General features: G+C 65.2%; 18 protein-coding genes. 6 read left to right on the forward strand and 12 right to left on the reverse strand.

What is annotated here, in order from left to right:
* Positions 1 to 22 precede the first annotated feature (22 nt).
* Both KXR72_RS04515 and rnd read right to left on the reverse strand, forming a co-directional pair.
* Positions 23 to 316 (reverse strand): YcgL domain-containing protein, encoded by a 294-nt coding sequence (locus tag KXR72_RS04515; protein ID WP_437419890.1) that lies wholly within the window; start codon positions 314 to 316, stop codon positions 23 to 25.
* Complete coding sequence (gene rnd, locus KXR72_RS04520; RefSeq protein WP_437419891.1) at positions 313 to 1,437, reverse strand: ribonuclease D; 1,125 nt, start codon at positions 1,435 to 1,437, stop codon at positions 313 to 315. The genes KXR72_RS04515 and rnd overlap by 4 nt, the downstream gene beginning before the upstream one ends.
* Before the next feature lie 143 nt (positions 1,438 to 1,580).
* Here rnd and KXR72_RS04525 point away from each other — a divergent pair, with 143 nt between their 5' ends.
* Positions 1,581 to 2,426, forward strand: coding sequence for a sulfurtransferase (locus KXR72_RS04525; RefSeq protein WP_437419892.1), 846 nt, complete (start codon positions 1,581 to 1,583; stop codon positions 2,424 to 2,426).
* A 167-nt stretch (positions 2,427 to 2,593) separates the two neighbouring features.
* Positions 2,594 to 3,916: an OmpP1/FadL family transporter gene (locus KXR72_RS04530; RefSeq protein ID WP_437419893.1), complete on the forward strand. Its 1,323-nt coding sequence runs from the start codon at positions 2,594 to 2,596 to the stop codon at positions 3,914 to 3,916.
* Positions 3,917 to 3,951: 35 nt separating this feature from the next.
* Here the strand turns inward: KXR72_RS04530 and KXR72_RS04535 are convergent, their stop codons facing one another.
* Positions 3,952 to 4,494: a glutathione peroxidase gene (locus KXR72_RS04535; protein ID WP_437419894.1), complete on the reverse strand. Its 543-nt coding sequence runs from the start codon at positions 4,492 to 4,494 to the stop codon at positions 3,952 to 3,954.
* Between the two features lie 131 nt (positions 4,495 to 4,625).
* Here KXR72_RS04535 and KXR72_RS04540 point away from each other — a divergent pair, with 131 nt between their 5' ends.
* The 4 genes from KXR72_RS04540 to modC are packed head-to-tail and all read left to right on the forward strand — an operon-like array spanning position 4,626 to position 7,973.
* Complete coding sequence (locus tag KXR72_RS04540) at positions 4,626 to 5,438, forward strand: TOBE domain-containing protein (protein WP_437419895.1); 813 nt, start codon at positions 4,626 to 4,628, stop codon at positions 5,436 to 5,438.
* Between the two features lie 9 nt (positions 5,439 to 5,447).
* The gene (modA, locus tag KXR72_RS04545; RefSeq protein WP_437419896.1) at positions 5,448 to 6,215 is read left to right on the forward strand and encodes a molybdate ABC transporter substrate-binding protein; all 768 of its coding nucleotides are present in this window, start codon (positions 5,448 to 5,450) and stop codon (positions 6,213 to 6,215) included.
* A complete protein-coding gene (modB, locus tag KXR72_RS04550; protein WP_437419897.1) occupies positions 6,202 to 6,885 on the forward strand; it encodes a molybdate ABC transporter permease subunit in 684 nt (227 codons plus the stop codon). The genes modA and modB overlap by 14 nt, the downstream gene beginning before the upstream one ends.
* The gene (modC, locus tag KXR72_RS04555; protein WP_437419898.1) at positions 6,882 to 7,973 is read left to right on the forward strand and encodes a molybdenum ABC transporter ATP-binding protein; all 1,092 of its coding nucleotides are present in this window, start codon (positions 6,882 to 6,884) and stop codon (positions 7,971 to 7,973) included. Before modB ends, modC begins: the two co-directional genes overlap by 4 nt.
* A gap of 3 nt (positions 7,974 to 7,976) precedes the next feature.
* Here modC and KXR72_RS04560 read toward each other — a convergent pair whose 3' ends face one another.
* The 9 genes from KXR72_RS04560 to KXR72_RS04600 are packed head-to-tail and all read right to left on the reverse strand — an operon-like array spanning position 7,977 to position 16,161.
* Positions 7,977 to 8,708, reverse strand: a complete 732-nt coding sequence (locus KXR72_RS04560) for an adenosylcobinamide-GDP ribazoletransferase (RefSeq protein WP_437419899.1) — start codon at positions 8,706 to 8,708, stop codon at positions 7,977 to 7,979.
* Positions 8,693 to 9,286 (reverse strand): alpha-ribazole phosphatase family protein, encoded by a 594-nt coding sequence (cobC, locus tag KXR72_RS04565; protein ID WP_437419900.1) that lies wholly within the window; start codon positions 9,284 to 9,286, stop codon positions 8,693 to 8,695. The genes KXR72_RS04560 and cobC overlap by 16 nt, the downstream gene beginning before the upstream one ends.
* On the reverse strand, positions 9,283 to 10,338 hold the full coding sequence (cobT, locus tag KXR72_RS04570) for a nicotinate-nucleotide--dimethylbenzimidazole phosphoribosyltransferase (protein ID WP_437419901.1): 1,056 nt from the start codon (positions 10,336 to 10,338) through the stop codon (positions 9,283 to 9,285). Before cobT ends, cobC begins: the two co-directional genes overlap by 4 nt.
* Positions 10,335 to 10,856 carry a bifunctional adenosylcobinamide kinase/adenosylcobinamide-phosphate guanylyltransferase gene (gene cobU / locus KXR72_RS04575; protein ID WP_437419902.1) on the reverse strand — a complete coding sequence of 174 codons (522 nt, stop codon included), beginning with the start codon at positions 10,854 to 10,856 and terminating at the stop codon, positions 10,335 to 10,337. The genes cobT and cobU overlap by 4 nt, the downstream gene beginning before the upstream one ends.
* 21 nt (positions 10,857 to 10,877) lie before the next feature.
* The gene (locus tag KXR72_RS04580) at positions 10,878 to 12,329 is read right to left on the reverse strand and encodes a cobyric acid synthase (RefSeq protein ID WP_437419903.1); all 1,452 of its coding nucleotides are present in this window, start codon (positions 12,327 to 12,329) and stop codon (positions 10,878 to 10,880) included.
* A complete protein-coding gene (gene cobD / locus KXR72_RS04585; protein WP_437419904.1) occupies positions 12,326 to 13,318 on the reverse strand; it encodes a threonine-phosphate decarboxylase CobD in 993 nt (330 codons plus the stop codon). Before cobD ends, KXR72_RS04580 begins: the two co-directional genes overlap by 4 nt.
* Positions 13,311 to 14,222, reverse strand: coding sequence for an adenosylcobinamide-phosphate synthase CbiB (gene cbiB, locus KXR72_RS04590; RefSeq protein ID WP_437419905.1), 912 nt, complete (start codon positions 14,220 to 14,222; stop codon positions 13,311 to 13,313). Before cbiB ends, cobD begins: the two co-directional genes overlap by 8 nt.
* On the reverse strand, positions 14,219 to 14,869 hold the full coding sequence (gene bluB / locus KXR72_RS04595; protein WP_437419906.1) for a 5,6-dimethylbenzimidazole synthase: 651 nt from the start codon (positions 14,867 to 14,869) through the stop codon (positions 14,219 to 14,221). Before bluB ends, cbiB begins: the two co-directional genes overlap by 4 nt.
* Entirely contained in the window at positions 14,866 to 16,161 is a 1,296-nt protein-coding gene (locus KXR72_RS04600) for a cobyrinate a,c-diamide synthase (RefSeq protein ID WP_437419907.1), read from the reverse strand. Before KXR72_RS04600 ends, bluB begins: the two co-directional genes overlap by 4 nt.
* Between the last annotated feature and the right edge of the window lies 1 nt (position 16,162).

Raw genomic sequence — 16,162 nt, forward strand, 5'->3', positions numbered from 1 at the left:
ACCGTCGGCACGAAGGCTTCCGTCAGGCGGGGTCGTTGCGACGGAGCAGCTCTTCTGGAAGGTGTTCGATGTAGTCGTCGTCAGGCGGCGGCATCTGCAGATGAAAACCTTGAGCCTCGATGTTTTCGAGCACTTTATGGATGTCTTCGCGCGCCAGTTTGCGCTCAGGCGTCAGCACGAGATCGAAGGCATGCTGGGGCGGGCCGAAGGCAGCGAGCAGGCCTTCAGGGACGCGCGTCAGCGCCTCGGCACGGTCGACGTAGAGGTACATTTCATTCTTGCGAAGGCTTTTGTAGATCGAGCAGATGCGTTTCATGGCTGTCCTTCCAGAGCGTCGAGCAGAGCCTGGCCCATGCGTTCACGGCGCCAGCCGCGCAGCGAATCGGGCAGTGAATACGGGCCGTCCGGGTAACCGGTCTTGAGCAGCGCTTCGAGCACTTTCTTGCGCAGCATCAGCTCAGGGGCGATATCGAGCTTCTCCGCTTCGCGCTGACCGACGGCGCGCAGCTTCTTGAGCAGCGACGAGCATTCCAGCGGCAGCGGCTCGGGCAGCGGCGCGGGCCATTGCGACTCCGGGAGCGCTGCCGCGGTGCGAATGAGCTCAAGCAGTGTCTCGCCGTCCTGGCGGACAGTACGTGGATGCATGTCGTCGATCCGCGCCAGCGAGACCAGATCGGCAGGCTGGGTGCGCGCCAGCGGCCACAGGCTGGGCTCGCGCAGGACGCGGTTGCGCGGCTGGTTGCGCGCCCTCGCCTGCCGCTCACGCCAGGCGGTAACCGCGCGAAGCACCGCCAGTTGGCGAGGTTTTAGCCGCCAGGCCTGCTTGACGTCGCGATAGGCCTCGTCGGGATCGACTTCTCGCTGCAGGTTGGCCACCAACTCGGCACCATCATCGAGCACCCAGGCACGCTTGTCGTCCGACAGGCGCGGCACCAGCGCCTGGTAAAGCTCTGCCAGATGCTGCGCATCTTCTACCGCGTACTGGATTTGCGTCTCGCTGAGCGGCCGCTGCAACCAGTCAGAACGGGTCTCGCCCTTGGGCAACTCGAGCCCGAGCACGGCTTGCACCAGACGCGAATAGCCCATGGAAAAACCGATGTTCAGGTAACCAGCCGCCAGCTGCGTATCGAACAAGGGCGTGGGCAGGCTGCCGGTGAGCCGCCACAACACTTCCAGGTCTTCGCTGCAGGCATGCAGCACCTTGACGACCGCGGTGTCTTCCAGCAGATCGGCTAGAGCAGACCAATCCTCGATTCGCAGGGGGTCGATCAGGTAGGCGCAGCGCCCATCGCCAACCTGGAGCAGGGCCGCGATCGGGTAGAAGGTATCGACCCGCATGAACTCGGTGTCCAGCGCCACATACGGCAGCCGACGCCACTCGGCGCACAGGCTGGCCAGGTGCGCGTCATCCAGGACCCATTGAGTTTCGATGGCCACTAGGCCCTCCTTTGGTTATCGGCTTGCGACCGGCTTCCGATCGAAAGTCGCGCAGTATATATCGCGACCGCCGGTTCGCCGCGCAAACATCGCGCCCCTCGCCGGCGTGCTAACGTGCCGCGTCACCGAAAGGAGCCCTCCACATGCCACTCGCGCAACTGATCGACGCACACGCCTTGACCACGCGCCTGTCCCAGCCCGATCTACGCATTCTCGACTGCCGTTTCGCGCTGGATGACCCGACCCAGGGCAGCGCGTGCTACCGGGACGGCCACATCCCAGGTGCGCAGCATGCCGACCTCGAGCGTGACCTGTCCGGCCCGGTCGTTCCCGGCAAGACGGGGCGACATCCACTGCCACAAGCGCAAGCCCTCATCGACCGATTGCGCCAGTGGGGTATCAGCAGTGACAGCACCGTCGTGCTTTACGACGACGGCCCGGGTGCCTTTGCCGCGCGGGCTTGGTGGTTGCTGGCGTGGCTGGGCAAACGCGACGGCTTGTTCATACTGGATGGCGGCTACAAGGCCTGGTGCGAGGCGGGGCTGCCCATCGAGCAGCAGCAGACCGAGGCAGCGGCCGGTGATTTCGCTGGCCAGCCGGACGAGACGCTTACCATCGATGCGGAACGCATCCGCGCCGGACTCGCATCCCAGACGTACAGGCTGCTCGATGCCCGTGGGCTGCCGCGTTTTTTGGGTGAAGTGGAACCCATCGACCCGGTCGCCGGCCACATCCCCGGCGCCCACTGCATGCCGTTTACCGACAACCTCGACGCCAATGGCCGCTTCCGCGCGCCCCACGAGCTCGCCGAGCGCTTCGCACCCGTGCTGGCCGGAGGCTCACCCGAGTGCCTGGTGGCCTACTGCGGATCGGGCGTCACGGCCTGCCACAACTTGTTCGCTTTATGCCTCGCCGGTCATCCGCTTGTACGCCTTTATCCGGGTTCGTGGAGCGAGTGGATCACAGACCCGCAGCGCCCGGTCGCCTGACCCTGCAATTGACCGATCGGTCAGCCCTCGCCTGGATGGTTTTATTGCGCGTTAAACCGTTTATCGGCGCCAATCGTCGTGCTTTACGAAAAATTGCACTCTTTCGTTTGCCGCGAATCAATGAAGCTTGATAGGGTCCGAGCCGCTTTTTCCCCCGGAGTACAACAATGAAAACAACTTGGTTGAAGACTGCAATCGCCGTAGCCGTAGGCGCCCTTTCCACCCAGGCCATGGCTGCCGGCTTCGCCCTCAACGAACAAAGCATCAGCGGCATGGGCACCTCCTTTGCCGGCCGCTCATCTTCCGCCGACGACGCTACCACCCTGTTCGGCAACCCGGCCGGCATGTCCCGCCTCAAGCGCGAAGAAGTCAGCTTCGGCATGGCCGCGATCAATGCCAAAACGGATATCAAGGATAATTCGGGCTCGTTCTCCGGCCCTGCATTGGGCGGCCTGAACCTGCCCTATGGCGGCAGCAACGACGGCGACATGGTGCCGGTCACCGCCGTACCGATGGGCTATTACGTCAAGCCGGTCGACGACAAGTGGGCCGTGGGCGTCGGCATTTATGTGCCGTTCGGTCTGGTAACCGATTACGAAAGCGGCTACCAGGGCCGTTATTTTGGTGACTACAGCGAAGTACGCGTGATCACCGTACAGCCCACTGTCAGCTACCGGTTCAATGAAAAGTTGTCCGTTGGCTTCGGCCCGACGATCAACCGCATCGACGGCGAGCTGCGCAGCGCGTCCCCGAACCCGTTCGGTCCGCTTGGCTCGAACGATGGTCAGGTCAAGGTTCAAGGCGACGATACCGCCCTCGGTTTCAACGCGGGTTTGCTTTACGAGTTCACGCCTAGCACCCGTGCTGGCATCACCTACCGTTCGAAAGTCGCTTACAAGCTCGAGGGTGACACCAAGCTCTCCGGCGGCAGCTTCGATCTGTCTGGTGCCTCGGGCAAGTACGACGCCTCGCTGGAACTCGATACGCCCGAGTCTGTTGACATGTCGGTGACGCACGACCTCAACGACCAGTGGACGGTATATGCAGGCGCCATGTGGACCCGCTGGAGCCGCTTCGAAGCCATCGTCATCGAGAACGACGGCATCCCGCTGGCGCTGCAGGGCAATCTTGCTCCCATCGTCGAAGAGCAGGACTGGCACGACACCTGGTCCTACGCGATCGGTGCGGCGTACAAGCTGAACAAGGAGTGGACGCTGCGCACTGGCCTCGCGTTTGACCAGAGCCCGACCAACAATGTCCATCGCTCGCCGCGTATTCCAACGGGCGATCGCACCGCGATCAGCTTCGGCTTGGCGTGGAATCCTACGGACGACGTCACGCTCGACCTGGCCTACTCCTACCTACGGGAAGAGGAAGTCGACATCAGCCGCAGCCGCTCCTACCAGGGTGGTGCGCTCGTAGCCAACTACGACGCGACTTTCAAGAACAGCGCCCACGGCTTCGGTGCCGGGCTGACTTACCGCTTCTGATGCACCCCGCCCCGGCCGATCGGCCGGGGCTCTCCCTATTTCTCCAACGCCTTTTCCACTGCCGCGATCAACGCCGGATCGTCCGGCTCGACCTTGCTGGAAAAGTACTCGACGACCCGCCCCTCACGATCGACCACGTACTTGTAGAAGTTCCAGCGCGGCGCGCCACCCGCCTGCTCAGCCAGCACCTTGAACAACGGCGTCGCATCACGGCCACGCACCGGCTGCGTCTGGGTCATCTGAAAGGTCACGCCATAGTTCACGTAGCAAACTTCGGCGGTCTCAGCGGCATCGTCCGACTCCTGAAAGAAGTCATCTGAAGGCACACCCAGGATCTCCAGCCCCTCGTCCTTGTAGCGCTGGTAGAGCGCCTCGAGCCCTTCGAACTGCGGCGCGAAGCCGCAATAGCTGGCTGTATTCACGACAACCAAGGCCTTGCCGCGGTATCGCTCGCAAAGGTCAACCGTCCCCTTGGCGCGCAAGGTTGGCAGCTCATGATCGAGCACGGCCGGGCATTCGGCCGCCAGCAGCGAGCCAGCGTATAAAACGGACAGCGCAGCAAGCAGGTGACGCTTCATGGCATTTCTCCTGGACTGATCGCCGCCACGCTACTCCGCCGCTGGCGGCTCGGCAACGATTCGGTCGAATAGCGTTATATACAAAAACATATAGCGCTTGGCAGAATGGCCGCACGACAAAGGAGCGCACCATGAGCCACTCCCCTCCGCTCGATTCGCTACGCATCGATGGCCACCTTTGGTTCAACCGGGGCGAGAAGGGCTATCTCGGCGGCAAGCGCATCGAGCTCCTGGAGCAGATCGAAGCCACCGGCTCGATCAGTCAGGCCGCCAAGGCCGCCAAGCTCAGCTACAAGGCCGCCTGGGATGCGGTCGATGCGATGAACAACCTGTCCGAGCGCCCGCTGGTTACGCGTGCAGCTGGCGGAGCGGGTGGTGGCGGTACGCAGCTGACCGACTTCGGCCGCGAGATGCTGCACGTTTGGCGCCGCATGCAGCACGAATACGAACGCTTTCTCGCTGAGGTATCGCGGGGTATCGAGGGGTTCGATGACATCGACCGATTGCTCAAGGCCATCGCCATGAAAACCAGCGCGCGCAACCAGTTTCGAGGCCGCATCACCCATGTGGAGAAAGGTGCGGTCAACGCCAGCCTGCAGCTGGACATCGGTGAAGGGCAGACCATCACCGCCACGCTCACCAATGACAGTATCGACGAGCTCCAGCTCAGCCCCGGCAAGCCTGCAATTGCGCTGATCAAGGCCAGCTTCGTCCTGCTGTCTCCCGACCCGGACATTCGGATCAGCGCGCGTAACCGACTCACCGGGACCATCAGCGCACTGACGCCCGGCGCCGTCAATTGCGACGTCAAGCTTGCACTGGCGGGCAATCGCACCCTGGGCGCCGTGATCACGAACGAAAGCGCCGCCGAGCTGGGCCTGGCGCTCGGTCAGCCCTGTACGGCGCTGATCAAGGCCTCGCACGTCATCATCGCCGTCGACTAGGAGCCCCGCATGCCGTTTCGCCTTTTGCTGGTTCTCGCATTGATCTGCCTGCCCTGGGTCAGCCATGCCGCCGAGGTGCGCGTCGCCGTTGCATCCAACTTCAGTACGCCCATGCAGGCTATCGCCGAGCGCTTCGAGCGCGACACCGGCCACCGGGTAGGACTCGTCTTTGGCTCGACCGGCAAGCTCTACGCGCAAATTCGCAATGGCGCGCCGTTCGATGTGCTGTTGGCCGCCGATGAGAAAGTCCCGGCGCAACTCGAGCAGGATGGCCTGGTCGCCGCAGGTAGCCGGTTCACCTATGCCATTGGCACTCTAGTGCTGTGGTCGCCCCGCGTCGGCTACGTCGACAACCAGGGCCACGTGCTCCGCGAGCAGGGGTTCGCACACCTTGCGGTGGCGAACCCCAAGACGGCGCCTTATGGCGCGGCAGCCATAGCGACCCTGGCGTCGCTCTGGCTCGAATCCAGGCTGCAGGGCCGGCTGGTGCAGGGTGAAAACATTGCGCAGACCCATCAGTTCGTCGCCAGCGGCAACGCCGAGCTGGGCTTTGTAGCCTTGTCCCAGGTGATCGACAGCGCTGGCAACGTCGCGGGCTCCGCCTGGGTCGTGCCGCCGGATCGGCACCCACCGATACGGCAGGATGCCGTGCTGCTGCAAGCCAGTGCCGACAACCCGGCAGGCCGCGCCCTGCTCGCCTACCTGCAACGTCCGTCGACCAGAGCGCTGATCGAAACCTATGGCTACGAACTGGACGCCGCCGATGCTACCGATTGACGACGCTGGGATCGCAGCGATTTGGCTAACGCTCAAGCTCGCCAGCGTCACCACCTTGATCCTTCTAATGATCGGCACCCCCATTGCCTGGTGGCTGGCGCGCACCGCTTCGCCCCTGCGTGGCCCGGTCGGTGCCGTGGTCGCGCTACCGCTGGTTCTGCCGCCAAGCGTGCTGGGCTTTTATCTCCTGATCGCGATGGGGCCAAACGGTCCGGTCGGCCAGCTCACTCAATGGCTCGGTTTGGGTACGCTGGCTTTCAGCTTTGCCGGGCTCGTCGTGGGCTCGGTGTTCTATTCAATGCCGTTCGTCATCCAGCCGCTGCAGAACGCGTTCGAGGCCATCGGCGATCGACCGCTCGAAGCAGCCGCCACCTTGCGCGCCAGCCCGCTGGACCGTTTCGTTCACGTCGTACTGCCTCTTGCCCGGCCCGGGTTCGTCACGGCCAGCGTGCTGGGATTCGCCCATACGGTGGGTGAGTTTGGGGTGGTATTGATGATTGGCGGCAATATCCCGGACAAGACGCGCGTGGTGTCCGTACAGATCTACGACCATGTCGAGGCGATGGAGTACGCCCAGGCGCACTGGCTCGCCGGCGGCATGCTGGCCTTCGCCTTCGTCGTACTGCTGATGCTCTACGGGGGCGGCCGCGCTCAGGTGTGGCGCGGATGAACCAGACGACCCGCGCGATACGCGCCAAGCTGCGACTGGATTACCCAGGGTTCAAACTCGATGTGGATCTTGACCTGAGCGGACGTGGCGTAACCGCCCTCTTCGGTGCCTCAGGCTCCGGCAAGACCAGCCTGCTGCGTTGCATCGCCGGCTTGGAGCGGCATGCCCGCGGATACCTGGAAGTCGACGGCGCCTGTTGGCTGGATACCACGCGCGGCGTGCTTGTTCCACCCCATCGGCGGGCAATCGGCTATGTCTTCCAAGAGGCCAATCTCTTCAGCCATCTTTCCGTGCGTCGCAATCTCGAGTTCGGCATGAAGCGGGTGCCGACCAAGGCACACCGCGTGGTCTGGGACCAGGCGGTCGATTTGCTCGGGCTCGGCAACCTGCTCGAGCGCGCGCCCGACCGGCTTTCCGGAGGCGAACGCCAGCGCGTCGCCATCGCCCGGGCCCTGCTGACCAGCCCGCGGCTGCTGCTCATGGACGAACCACTGGCCGCGCTGGATGCCGGGCGCAAGGCGGAAATACTGCCGTACCTGGAACGACTGCACGCCCAATTGGATATCGCCATGCTCTACGTCAGCCACGCACCGGATGAGGTGGCGCGGCTGGCCGATCACCTGGTGCTGCTGGAAAACGGGCGAGTCATCGCGCACGGCGAACTAAGGGAAACCCTGGCGCGCCTTGACCTGCCGACCGCGTTCGGCGACGACGCCGGTGTGGTCATCGAATCGCGGATTACCGAGCACGACGCGCACTACCACCTGACCCGCCTCGGATTCAGCGGCGGCGAGGTGCTGGTCGGTCTGCGGGACGAACCCATCGGCCACCCCCTACGCTTTCGCGTGCATGCCCGGGATGTCAGCCTTGCGCTGGAGCGGGCGCAGGGCACCAGCATCAGCAACCTGCTGCCTGTTCGCGTCGAGCAACTGGCCGACGCCGACACGCCCGCTCATGTGCTGGTACGGCTCGATGCGCAGGGCACGCCTCTGCTTGCACGGATCACGCGACGCTCGGCCGATCAGCTTGAGATCGGCCCCGGCAAGCCGATGTGGGCACAGATCAAATCGGTTGCGCTGCTTGGCTGAAGGTCAGGCCCATAACGCCAGCGCGACCAGCACGGCACATTCGACCAGCTCCAACAGGGCGCCTGCCGTATCGCCAGTCGTGCCGCCCAGCCGGCGGTACATCGCACGCCGTACCAACGCGCCGACCAGCAAGGCCACGGCCAGCGCCAGCCAGCCGTCGCTGCCCAACAGCACGCAGCCGGTCACCACCACGAGCAAAGCCAAACCAACCTGCCGCCGCGGCAGGTGCTCGGCGAGCGCTTGGCCCAAACCGCCTGGCCGCACATAAGGCGTATGCAGGAAAAGCGCAGGCAGTGCCGCACGGCCAAGCACCGGAGCCAGCAGCAAGGCTGACCGGTCACCTTCGGCAAGGAGTACCCAAAGCGCGATGAATTTGAGCAACAGCACCAGGACCAGCACCACGACGGCCACCGGTCCGCTGCACGGGTCTTTCATGATGGCCAGCGTCCGCTGGCGATCGCCAAGCCCACCAAGCCAGGCATCAGCGCTGTCGGCCAGCCCATCGAGGTGCAGCGCGCCCGTCAGCGCAACCCACACAGCGAGCATCAACGCCGCCACCAGAGGCGGCGCCGAGGTGTCGAGCAGTGCGGCGAGGAGCCAGAGCACACCCCCCAGTAGAAGCCCTACCAGCGGGTAGAAAGGGAGCGAGTGGCCGATGGCGCGGGCTGAGGGCATCTGCCGCAGGCGAATGGGCAGGCAGGTGAGAAATTGCAGCGCGATCAGGACTGGTTGCATGTCTCCTCCAGCCAAAGCGTGGCGTCGCGAAAACCCACCTTCAATCCGAACAGGCTGCCATGCCGCACTTCGACGTCGAGCAGCCGCTCGCGCGGCAGGCCACGTGCTTCGGCAAGTAACAGCCGCATCACACCGGCATGCGTTACCAGCAGGATCTGCTCCCCGGCCCACCGATCGGTGACCTGCTCAAGGGCCGTTAAAACTCGCGCCTCGAAATCGACGAGCGGCTCGCCACCTGGCGGCGTGAAACCATACGGGTCCTGCCAAAAGCGCCCCAGTTGCTCGCTCCGGTCGACCATCAGGGCGGCTGCGGTCAGCCCTTCCCACTCACCGAAATCCAGCTCGCGGAAGCCCGGTTCCAGTTCAAGCGCGACGCCATGCTGTTCGGCCAGTTCGGCGGCGAACCGGGCGCATCGCTTCAATGGCGAACTGATGATGCGCGACCAGGGCGCTTGCCCAATCACAGCGCGGCGCATCTGCTGCCAGCCGTCGGCGGTCAGCTCGTCGTCCAGGCGACCACGGAAGCCGCCACCGGAAACCGTCTCGCCGTGACGCAGCATGTCCAGGTGCAGGTTCATGCGTGCTGCCCAGCCACCGCTGCTTCGGCAAATGTCGCCATGCCGGCATGCAGCGCACAGGCCATGCGCAACAGCGGCACCGCGAGCGCCGCGCCACTGCCCTCGCCCAGCCTCAGGCCTAGGTCCAGCAAAGGCTTGGCGTCGAGTGCTTCGAGCACCGCAACGTGACCGGGCTCGGCTGAGCGGTGAGCGAACAGCAGCCACTCGCGACAACCCGGATTCAGGCGCACCGCACAGAGCGCAGCGACGCTGCAGATAAACCCGTCGACCAGCGCGACCACCCCCTGCTGCGCACAGGCCAGGTAGGCCCCGGTCAGCGCAGCCAGTTCAAAACCACCGAGGCGCTGCAACCAGCCAAACGCATCATGCGGACCAGCGTGAAGCGCCAGCGCCCGCTCGATCACGGCGCGTTTGTGTGCAACTCCTGCCGCATCCAGCCCGGTCCCAGGGCCGGCCAGATCGTGCGGGCCGCAGCCGAGCAAGGCGCACGCCAGGGCGGCCGCCGTGGTGGTGTTGCCGATACCCATCTCGCCGCCGATGAACAGTTCAGTGCCCTGCTCCGCCTGCGCTCGACATACGCTCTCACGGCCCGCTGCAAGCGCCTGATGGCAGGTTTCGGCGGTCATCGCTGCGCCCTCGACGAAATTCGCCGTACCCGGGCCAAGCGCCAGGTGACGCACGCCCGGCAGTGGCCCGACCGGGTGAGCTGTGCCCAGGTCGATGACTTCGAGTACGGCCGACAGCTCCCGCGCCAGCACGCTGATCGCTGCACCCCCACCGACGAAGTTGGCCAGCATCTGCCCGGTCACCGATTGCGGAAACGCGGAAACGCCCTCCGCGGCGACACCGTGGTCGCCCGCAAAAATGCTGATCCAGACTCGATCGAGGCTGGGTCGCTCTTGGCCCTGAAGGGCGGCAAGCGTCGGCACCAGCGCATCGACGCGACCGAGCGCACCGAGCGGTTTGGTCAGCTCGGCATCGCGTAGCTGCGCGGCCTTCCGCGCCTCTGCATTCGGCATACGGCAGGCCGACTGCCACCAAAGCTCGTTCACAGCGGTTCTCCTTTCAAAATCATCGGCAGACCGGCCACGGTGAAGACGACCCGATCAGCGCGCGCTGCAATGGCCTGATGCAACCAGCCTGCCTCATCGACATAACGGCGGCTCAGCTCGCCGAGGGGCACCACGCCAAGTCCGGTTTCGTTGCTGACCATAACTACGCGCCCAGGCAGCGCAGCCAGGCAGTCGAGCAGCGCGTCACGCTCTTCGACCAGGCGTGCCGAATCCTCGAACATGAGCAGGTTGGTCAACCACAGCGTCAGGCAGTCGACCAGCAGGCAGGAATCCTGATGGGCGTGCTGGCGCAAGGTTGTCGCGAGCGCCAGCGGCTCCTCGACGAGCGCCCAAGCAGCCGGCCGGCGGGCGCGGTGCTGGGCGATGCGCGCCGCCATTTCGCCGTCGAGTGGCTGGCTGGTGGCGATGTAGGTCACGGCCAGGCCGCTCGCGCTGGCGAGGCGCTCGGCCAGCCGGCTCTTGCCGGAGCGGGCACCGCCGAGAATCAGATCAAGCATAGGGGTCTCCAGCGTTGCAGTTCAGAGGCCGCAGAGTTGGCGCAACAGACGGGTGTCGAGGTGGCCGTCCACCAAGTCGGCGAGCCGTTCGATGTCACGCTCGCGCAAGGCGTGGTAATCGACCTGCTCGACCTCGTCCAGGCCGGCCCAGCGCAACAGCGACGCGCATGCTTCGGGTAGCTCGAACAGGCCATGCAGGTAGGTGCCGAGTATCTGGCCATCCGCGCTGACGGCGCCGTCCGCGCGACCGTCATCCAGCTGAACCGCAGCGTGCGCAGTGTCGGCCACCTGCGTGACGCCCGCATGAATTTCATATCCGGCAATTTCGACGCCATCCAGGCAGAGCCGCCCGCGCACGTTACGCAGTTGCTTTTGAGCCGCGAGCTCTGTGCTCAATGGCAACAGGTCGAGGCCATTGCTGGTACCCGCAGGGCCTTCCAGACCAAGCGGATCGGCGACGGTCTGGCCGAGCATCTGCAACCCGCCGCAGATACCGAGCAGCTTGCCTCCGTAGCGCAGGTGCCGCTCGATCACGTGCGGCCATCCCTGTTCGCGCAACCATGCGAGGTCGGCGCGAACGCTTTTCGAGCCTGGCAGGATGATCAAGTCCGCTGGGGGAATCGCCTGCCCCGGGCCGACAAAGCGCAGGTCCACCTGAGGATGCAGGCGCAACGGATCGAAGTCGGTGTGGTTGCTGATGCGCGGCAGTACCGGCACCACCACGCGCAAGGTCTGCTCGGCCTTGGCGATCTGCCGTACATCCACGGCGTCCTCGGCTTCGAGATGGAAATCCATCAGGTACGGCAGCACGCCGAGCACCGGTTTGCCGGTGCGCGCCTCGAGCCAGTCCAGCCCAGGCTGCAGGAGCGCGATATCACCTCTGAAACGGTTGATCACGAAACCCTTCACACGAGCCTGCTCGCTCGGTGACAGCAGCGCCAGTGTGCCCACGAGGTGTGCGAATACGCCGCCCTTGTCGATGTCCGCGATAAGGATGACGGGGCAATCGACCGCTTCGGCAAAGCCCATGTTGGCGATGTCGTTAGCGCGCAGGTTGATTTCGGCCGGCGACCCGGCGCCCTCCACCATCACGACGTCGTAGGCCGTTTCCAGCCGCCGGTGCGATTCCAGCACCGCTTGCAGGGCGACACGTTTGTAATCGTGGTAGGCCGCCGCGTCCATGCTGGTCACAGCGCGACCATGAATGATGACTTGGGCGCCGATGTCACTGTTGGGCTTGAGCAGAACCGGATTCATGTCGGTGTGCGGCGCCAGCCCCGCGGCCTGCGCCTGCACGGCCTGGGCGCGACCGATCTCGCCACCGTCGACCGTCACCGCACTGTTGAGCGCCATGTTCTGCGGCTTGAACGGGGCGACCCCGACACCCTGGCGCATGAGCCAGCGGCACAGCGCCGTCACCAGCGTGCTCTTGCCAGCATCCGAGGTCGTGCCCTGAACCATGAGACTGGTCATGCGCGCAGCGCCTGGTAGTGCGTCAGCGCCCGCTCGAGACGCGCCCAGCCCGCCTCGTCTGGCGGCAGGCCGAAGCGCAGGCTCGATGGGTGTCCGAAGTGACGCACCAGGATGCCCTGGCAACCCAGGAACTCACGCAGCATGCTCGCCTCCTCGGTCAGCACCCACTGGAACAGCGCGCAGCCTCCACTGGGCGGCAATCGGTTTGCCGTCAGTAATGCCGCAAGCCGATCGGTATCGGCCTGCAGGCGCTGGCGTTGGCGCGTTTGGCCATCCCGGTCGGCAAGCAATGCGGCACCGATGAAGCGCGATGGGCCGGCTACTGGCCATGGTCCCAGAGAACGCTCTAGCACCTGCAACCATTCGCCCTCACCCAATACAAAACCCAGCCGCGCCCCTGCCATGGCGAAGAACTTACCGAACGAGCGCAGCACCACCAGCCCCGGCAAATGGCTATGCGCGGCCAGGCTATGCTCCGGTGTCGCATCGATGAACGCCTCGTCGACCACCAACCAGCCACCACGCTCCGCGAGGCGCGCATGCCAGTCGAGCAGCTGCTCGGCCGGCAACAGGCGACCGGTAGGATTGTTCGGGTTGACCACCACCAGCACATCGAGCTGATCGAGCGCGCGCGACACGCTGCCTTCACTGAACTCATAGAGCCGATGCCCCTCGCGGCGCCAGGCTTGCGCGTGTTCGCCATAACACGGCGAGACGATGCCCACATGCGAACGCAGCCTCAATCGCGGCAGCGCCTGGATTGCAGCTTGCGAGCCGGCCACCGGCAGTAGCGAGGCCACACCGTAGTAGCCACGCGCAACCGCACTGAGCTCATCGTCTACCTCTGGCAGGCGGAGCCAGGCTTCGGCCGGGACCGGCGGCAGCTCGAAGCCGTAGGGCGCGACACCTGTAGAGAGGTCAAGCCAATCGGCCAGCGGGATGTCGAAATCGCGCGCTGCGGCGCGTAGACGTCCGCCGTGCTCAAGCATGCAACCAACCTCCGAGCAGCAGCGCTAGCAGCCAGAGCCCGACGCCCGCCCACACCATGTCCAGCGCCCGCTCGATGTCGCGCGCCTCTGGCGCTGGGCCCTCACCCAGGATCGGCCTCGGGTGCACCTCGCCGTGGTAGATCGCTGCACCGCCGAGCGTGACGCCAAGTGCGCCGGCGCCTGCCGCCATCACCGGGCCGGCGTTGGGGCTGTCCCACTGTGGCGCCTGCGTTCGCCAGCAGTACCGTGCGCGACGCGTACGACCGAGTAACGCATAGGTGAGCGCCACCAGCCGCGCCGGAAAGAAATTCAACAGATCGTCGATGCGTGCCGCGGCCCAGCCAAAACGCTCGAAGCGCGGGCTGCGATAACCCCACATGGCGTCGAGCGTGTTGCTCAGGCGATACAGCACCACTCCGGGTGCGCCCGCCACGGCGAACCAGAACAGCGCTGCAAAGACCGCATCGCTGCCATTTTCAAGCGCCGATTCGGTGGCCGCGCGGGCGACACCTTGCGCATCCAGGTTGCGGGTGTCGCGGCTGACGATGAAACCCACTCGTCGACGTGCTTCATGCAGATCGCCCTGGCGCAGTGCCCGCGCCACTGGCAGCAGGTGGTCGCCCAAGCTGCGCAAGCCCAGCGCGCAATAAAGCAGCGCGATTTCGACCAGCCCACCGATAGCTGGCAGGCACGCCAGCAGCCAGGCCAGCACCGTCAGTGGCAGCACTGCCAGGCACCATGCGGTAACGCCGTGGCTACGCCAGCCGCGCCCATCCGGCCCATTGAAATGGCGTTCCAACGTATCGGCCCAGCGACCGAACGCAACCAAGGGATGAGCACGCCGCGGCTCACCGAGCCAAGCATCGAGGCCGATGCCGGCCAAGCAGGACAGCGCCAAGCTCACGCCGGGTTGCCCCAGCGATCGAGATAACTCAATTCAGCCAGCGGCCGTGGTTCGGCCCAGCCTTCGAGCTGCAGCATGGGCGCAGAGTAGAACGCCTCGACGGGGCCCAGGCAAATCACGGCGATCGGCTTGGCGCCCTCGGGCATTTGCAGCAACTGGGCCAGCGCTTCCGGATCGAAAAGCGACACCCAGCCCATGCCGAGCCCCTCAGCCCGTGCGGCCAGCCAAAGGTTCTGGATCGCACAGGATGCGGAAGCCAGGTCCATTTCCGGCAGGGTACGCCGGCCGAACACGTACCGCTCGCGGCCGTCCATTAGGGCGACGACCAGCACCTCGGCGCATTCGCGGATGCCTTCGACCTTGAGCTGCATGAATTCGTCGCTGCGCTCGCCCAACGCCTCAGCAGTCTGCAGGCGCTCATTCTCCACCAGATCAGCGATTGCCTTGCGAAGGTCCGGCTGGCTGATACGCAGGAAACGCCACGGCTGCATCAGCCCCACACTGGGCGCCTGGTGCGCGGCCTCGAGCAGCCGCGCCAGCAATTCCGGCGCAATGGAGCCACCGCAGAAATGGCGCATGTCACGCCGCTCGGCGATAGCACGATAGACGCCGGCGCGCTGCTCATCAGTAAACGCAGAATCAGTCATGGAGTCAGCAATGCCGCAGCGGCCACCGGATCGGATGGCATGTAGAAATGAATGTAGGAAGCCGTCAAGCGGTGCTGACGATACACCGCCTCGGCGGTGCGTTTGTAGTTTGGACACTCACCCCGTGCCAGCGGCCGCATCGGCGTATCGAGGGCGGAATGGTGATACGTGTGGCCACGCAACCGGCCCTCCGGCAACTGAACCTCTTGCAAGGCCAGCGCGGCGAGGCGCGGTTGCATGCGCGCCTCGCCAGGCAGCAGCCCAAGCATGGCCTCTCGCTGGCCATCGCGGTCGGTGAGCCCGTCCATCAGATAAAGCATGCCGCCGCACTCGGCGAGTGTCGGTTTGCCCGCTTCGTGGTGCGCCCGGATTGCCTCGCCCATGGCGCGGTTTCGAGCCAGGGCCTTGAGGTGCAACTCCGGGTAACCACCCGGCAGATAGAGGCTGTCCACCGCCGGCAACCGCGCGAACCTGAGCGGGGAAAAAAACAGCAGCTCGGCGCCAAGCTGCTGCAAGAGATCGAGATTGGCCTGGTAAACGAATGCGAACGCGGCATCGCGCGCTACACCGATGCGAACGCCCTCTAGCAAACGCGGGATGGCTTCCTGCCGGGGTGGCGCGAAGCTCACCAGTGCCGGCAGCTCGCTATCAGCACTGCTGGCCAGAGCGTCCGCTGCAGCATCCAGCCGTGCATCCAGGTCAGCCAGTTCCTGCGCTTGTACCAGGCCGAGATGTCGGCTGGGCAGCCCAACCTGCTCGCTGCGCGGCATGGCTCCGTACCAGTCGATGTGCGCCGGCAGGCAATCACGCAGGATTTCACCATGACGCGAGCTACCGACGCGGTTGGCCAGCACGCCCGCGAACGGCAGGTCCGGCTGGTAGCTCGCCAGGCCATGCGCCAACGCCCCGAACGTTTGCGCCATGGCGGAGCCGTCCACCACCGCCAGCACCGGCACGCCGAAGCTGCGCGCCAGATCAGCTGCAGATGGCGTACCGTCGAACAAGCCCATGACTCCTTCGATAAGGATCAGGTCGGCGTCGCGCGCGGCCTCCCAGAGCAGCCGCCGGCTTTCCGCCTCACCGACCATCCACAAATCGATCTGGTAGACCGGGTGGCCGCTGGCCCGCGCCAGCACCATCGGATCAAGAAAATCGGGGCCGCACTTGAAGACCCGAACCCGTCGCCCCTGCCGGGCATGGAGTCGGGCCAGGCCAGCCGTCACGGTGGTTTTGCCTTGACCGGATGCCGGCGCGGCGATGAGCAATGCAGGACATTGACGCACTTCAGTCATC

The sequence above is a fragment of the Stutzerimonas chloritidismutans genome (genome assembly GCF_051486945.1).
In the GTDB taxonomy this organism is placed as follows: domain Bacteria; phylum Pseudomonadota; class Gammaproteobacteria; order Pseudomonadales; family Pseudomonadaceae; genus Stutzerimonas; species Stutzerimonas chloritidismutans_B.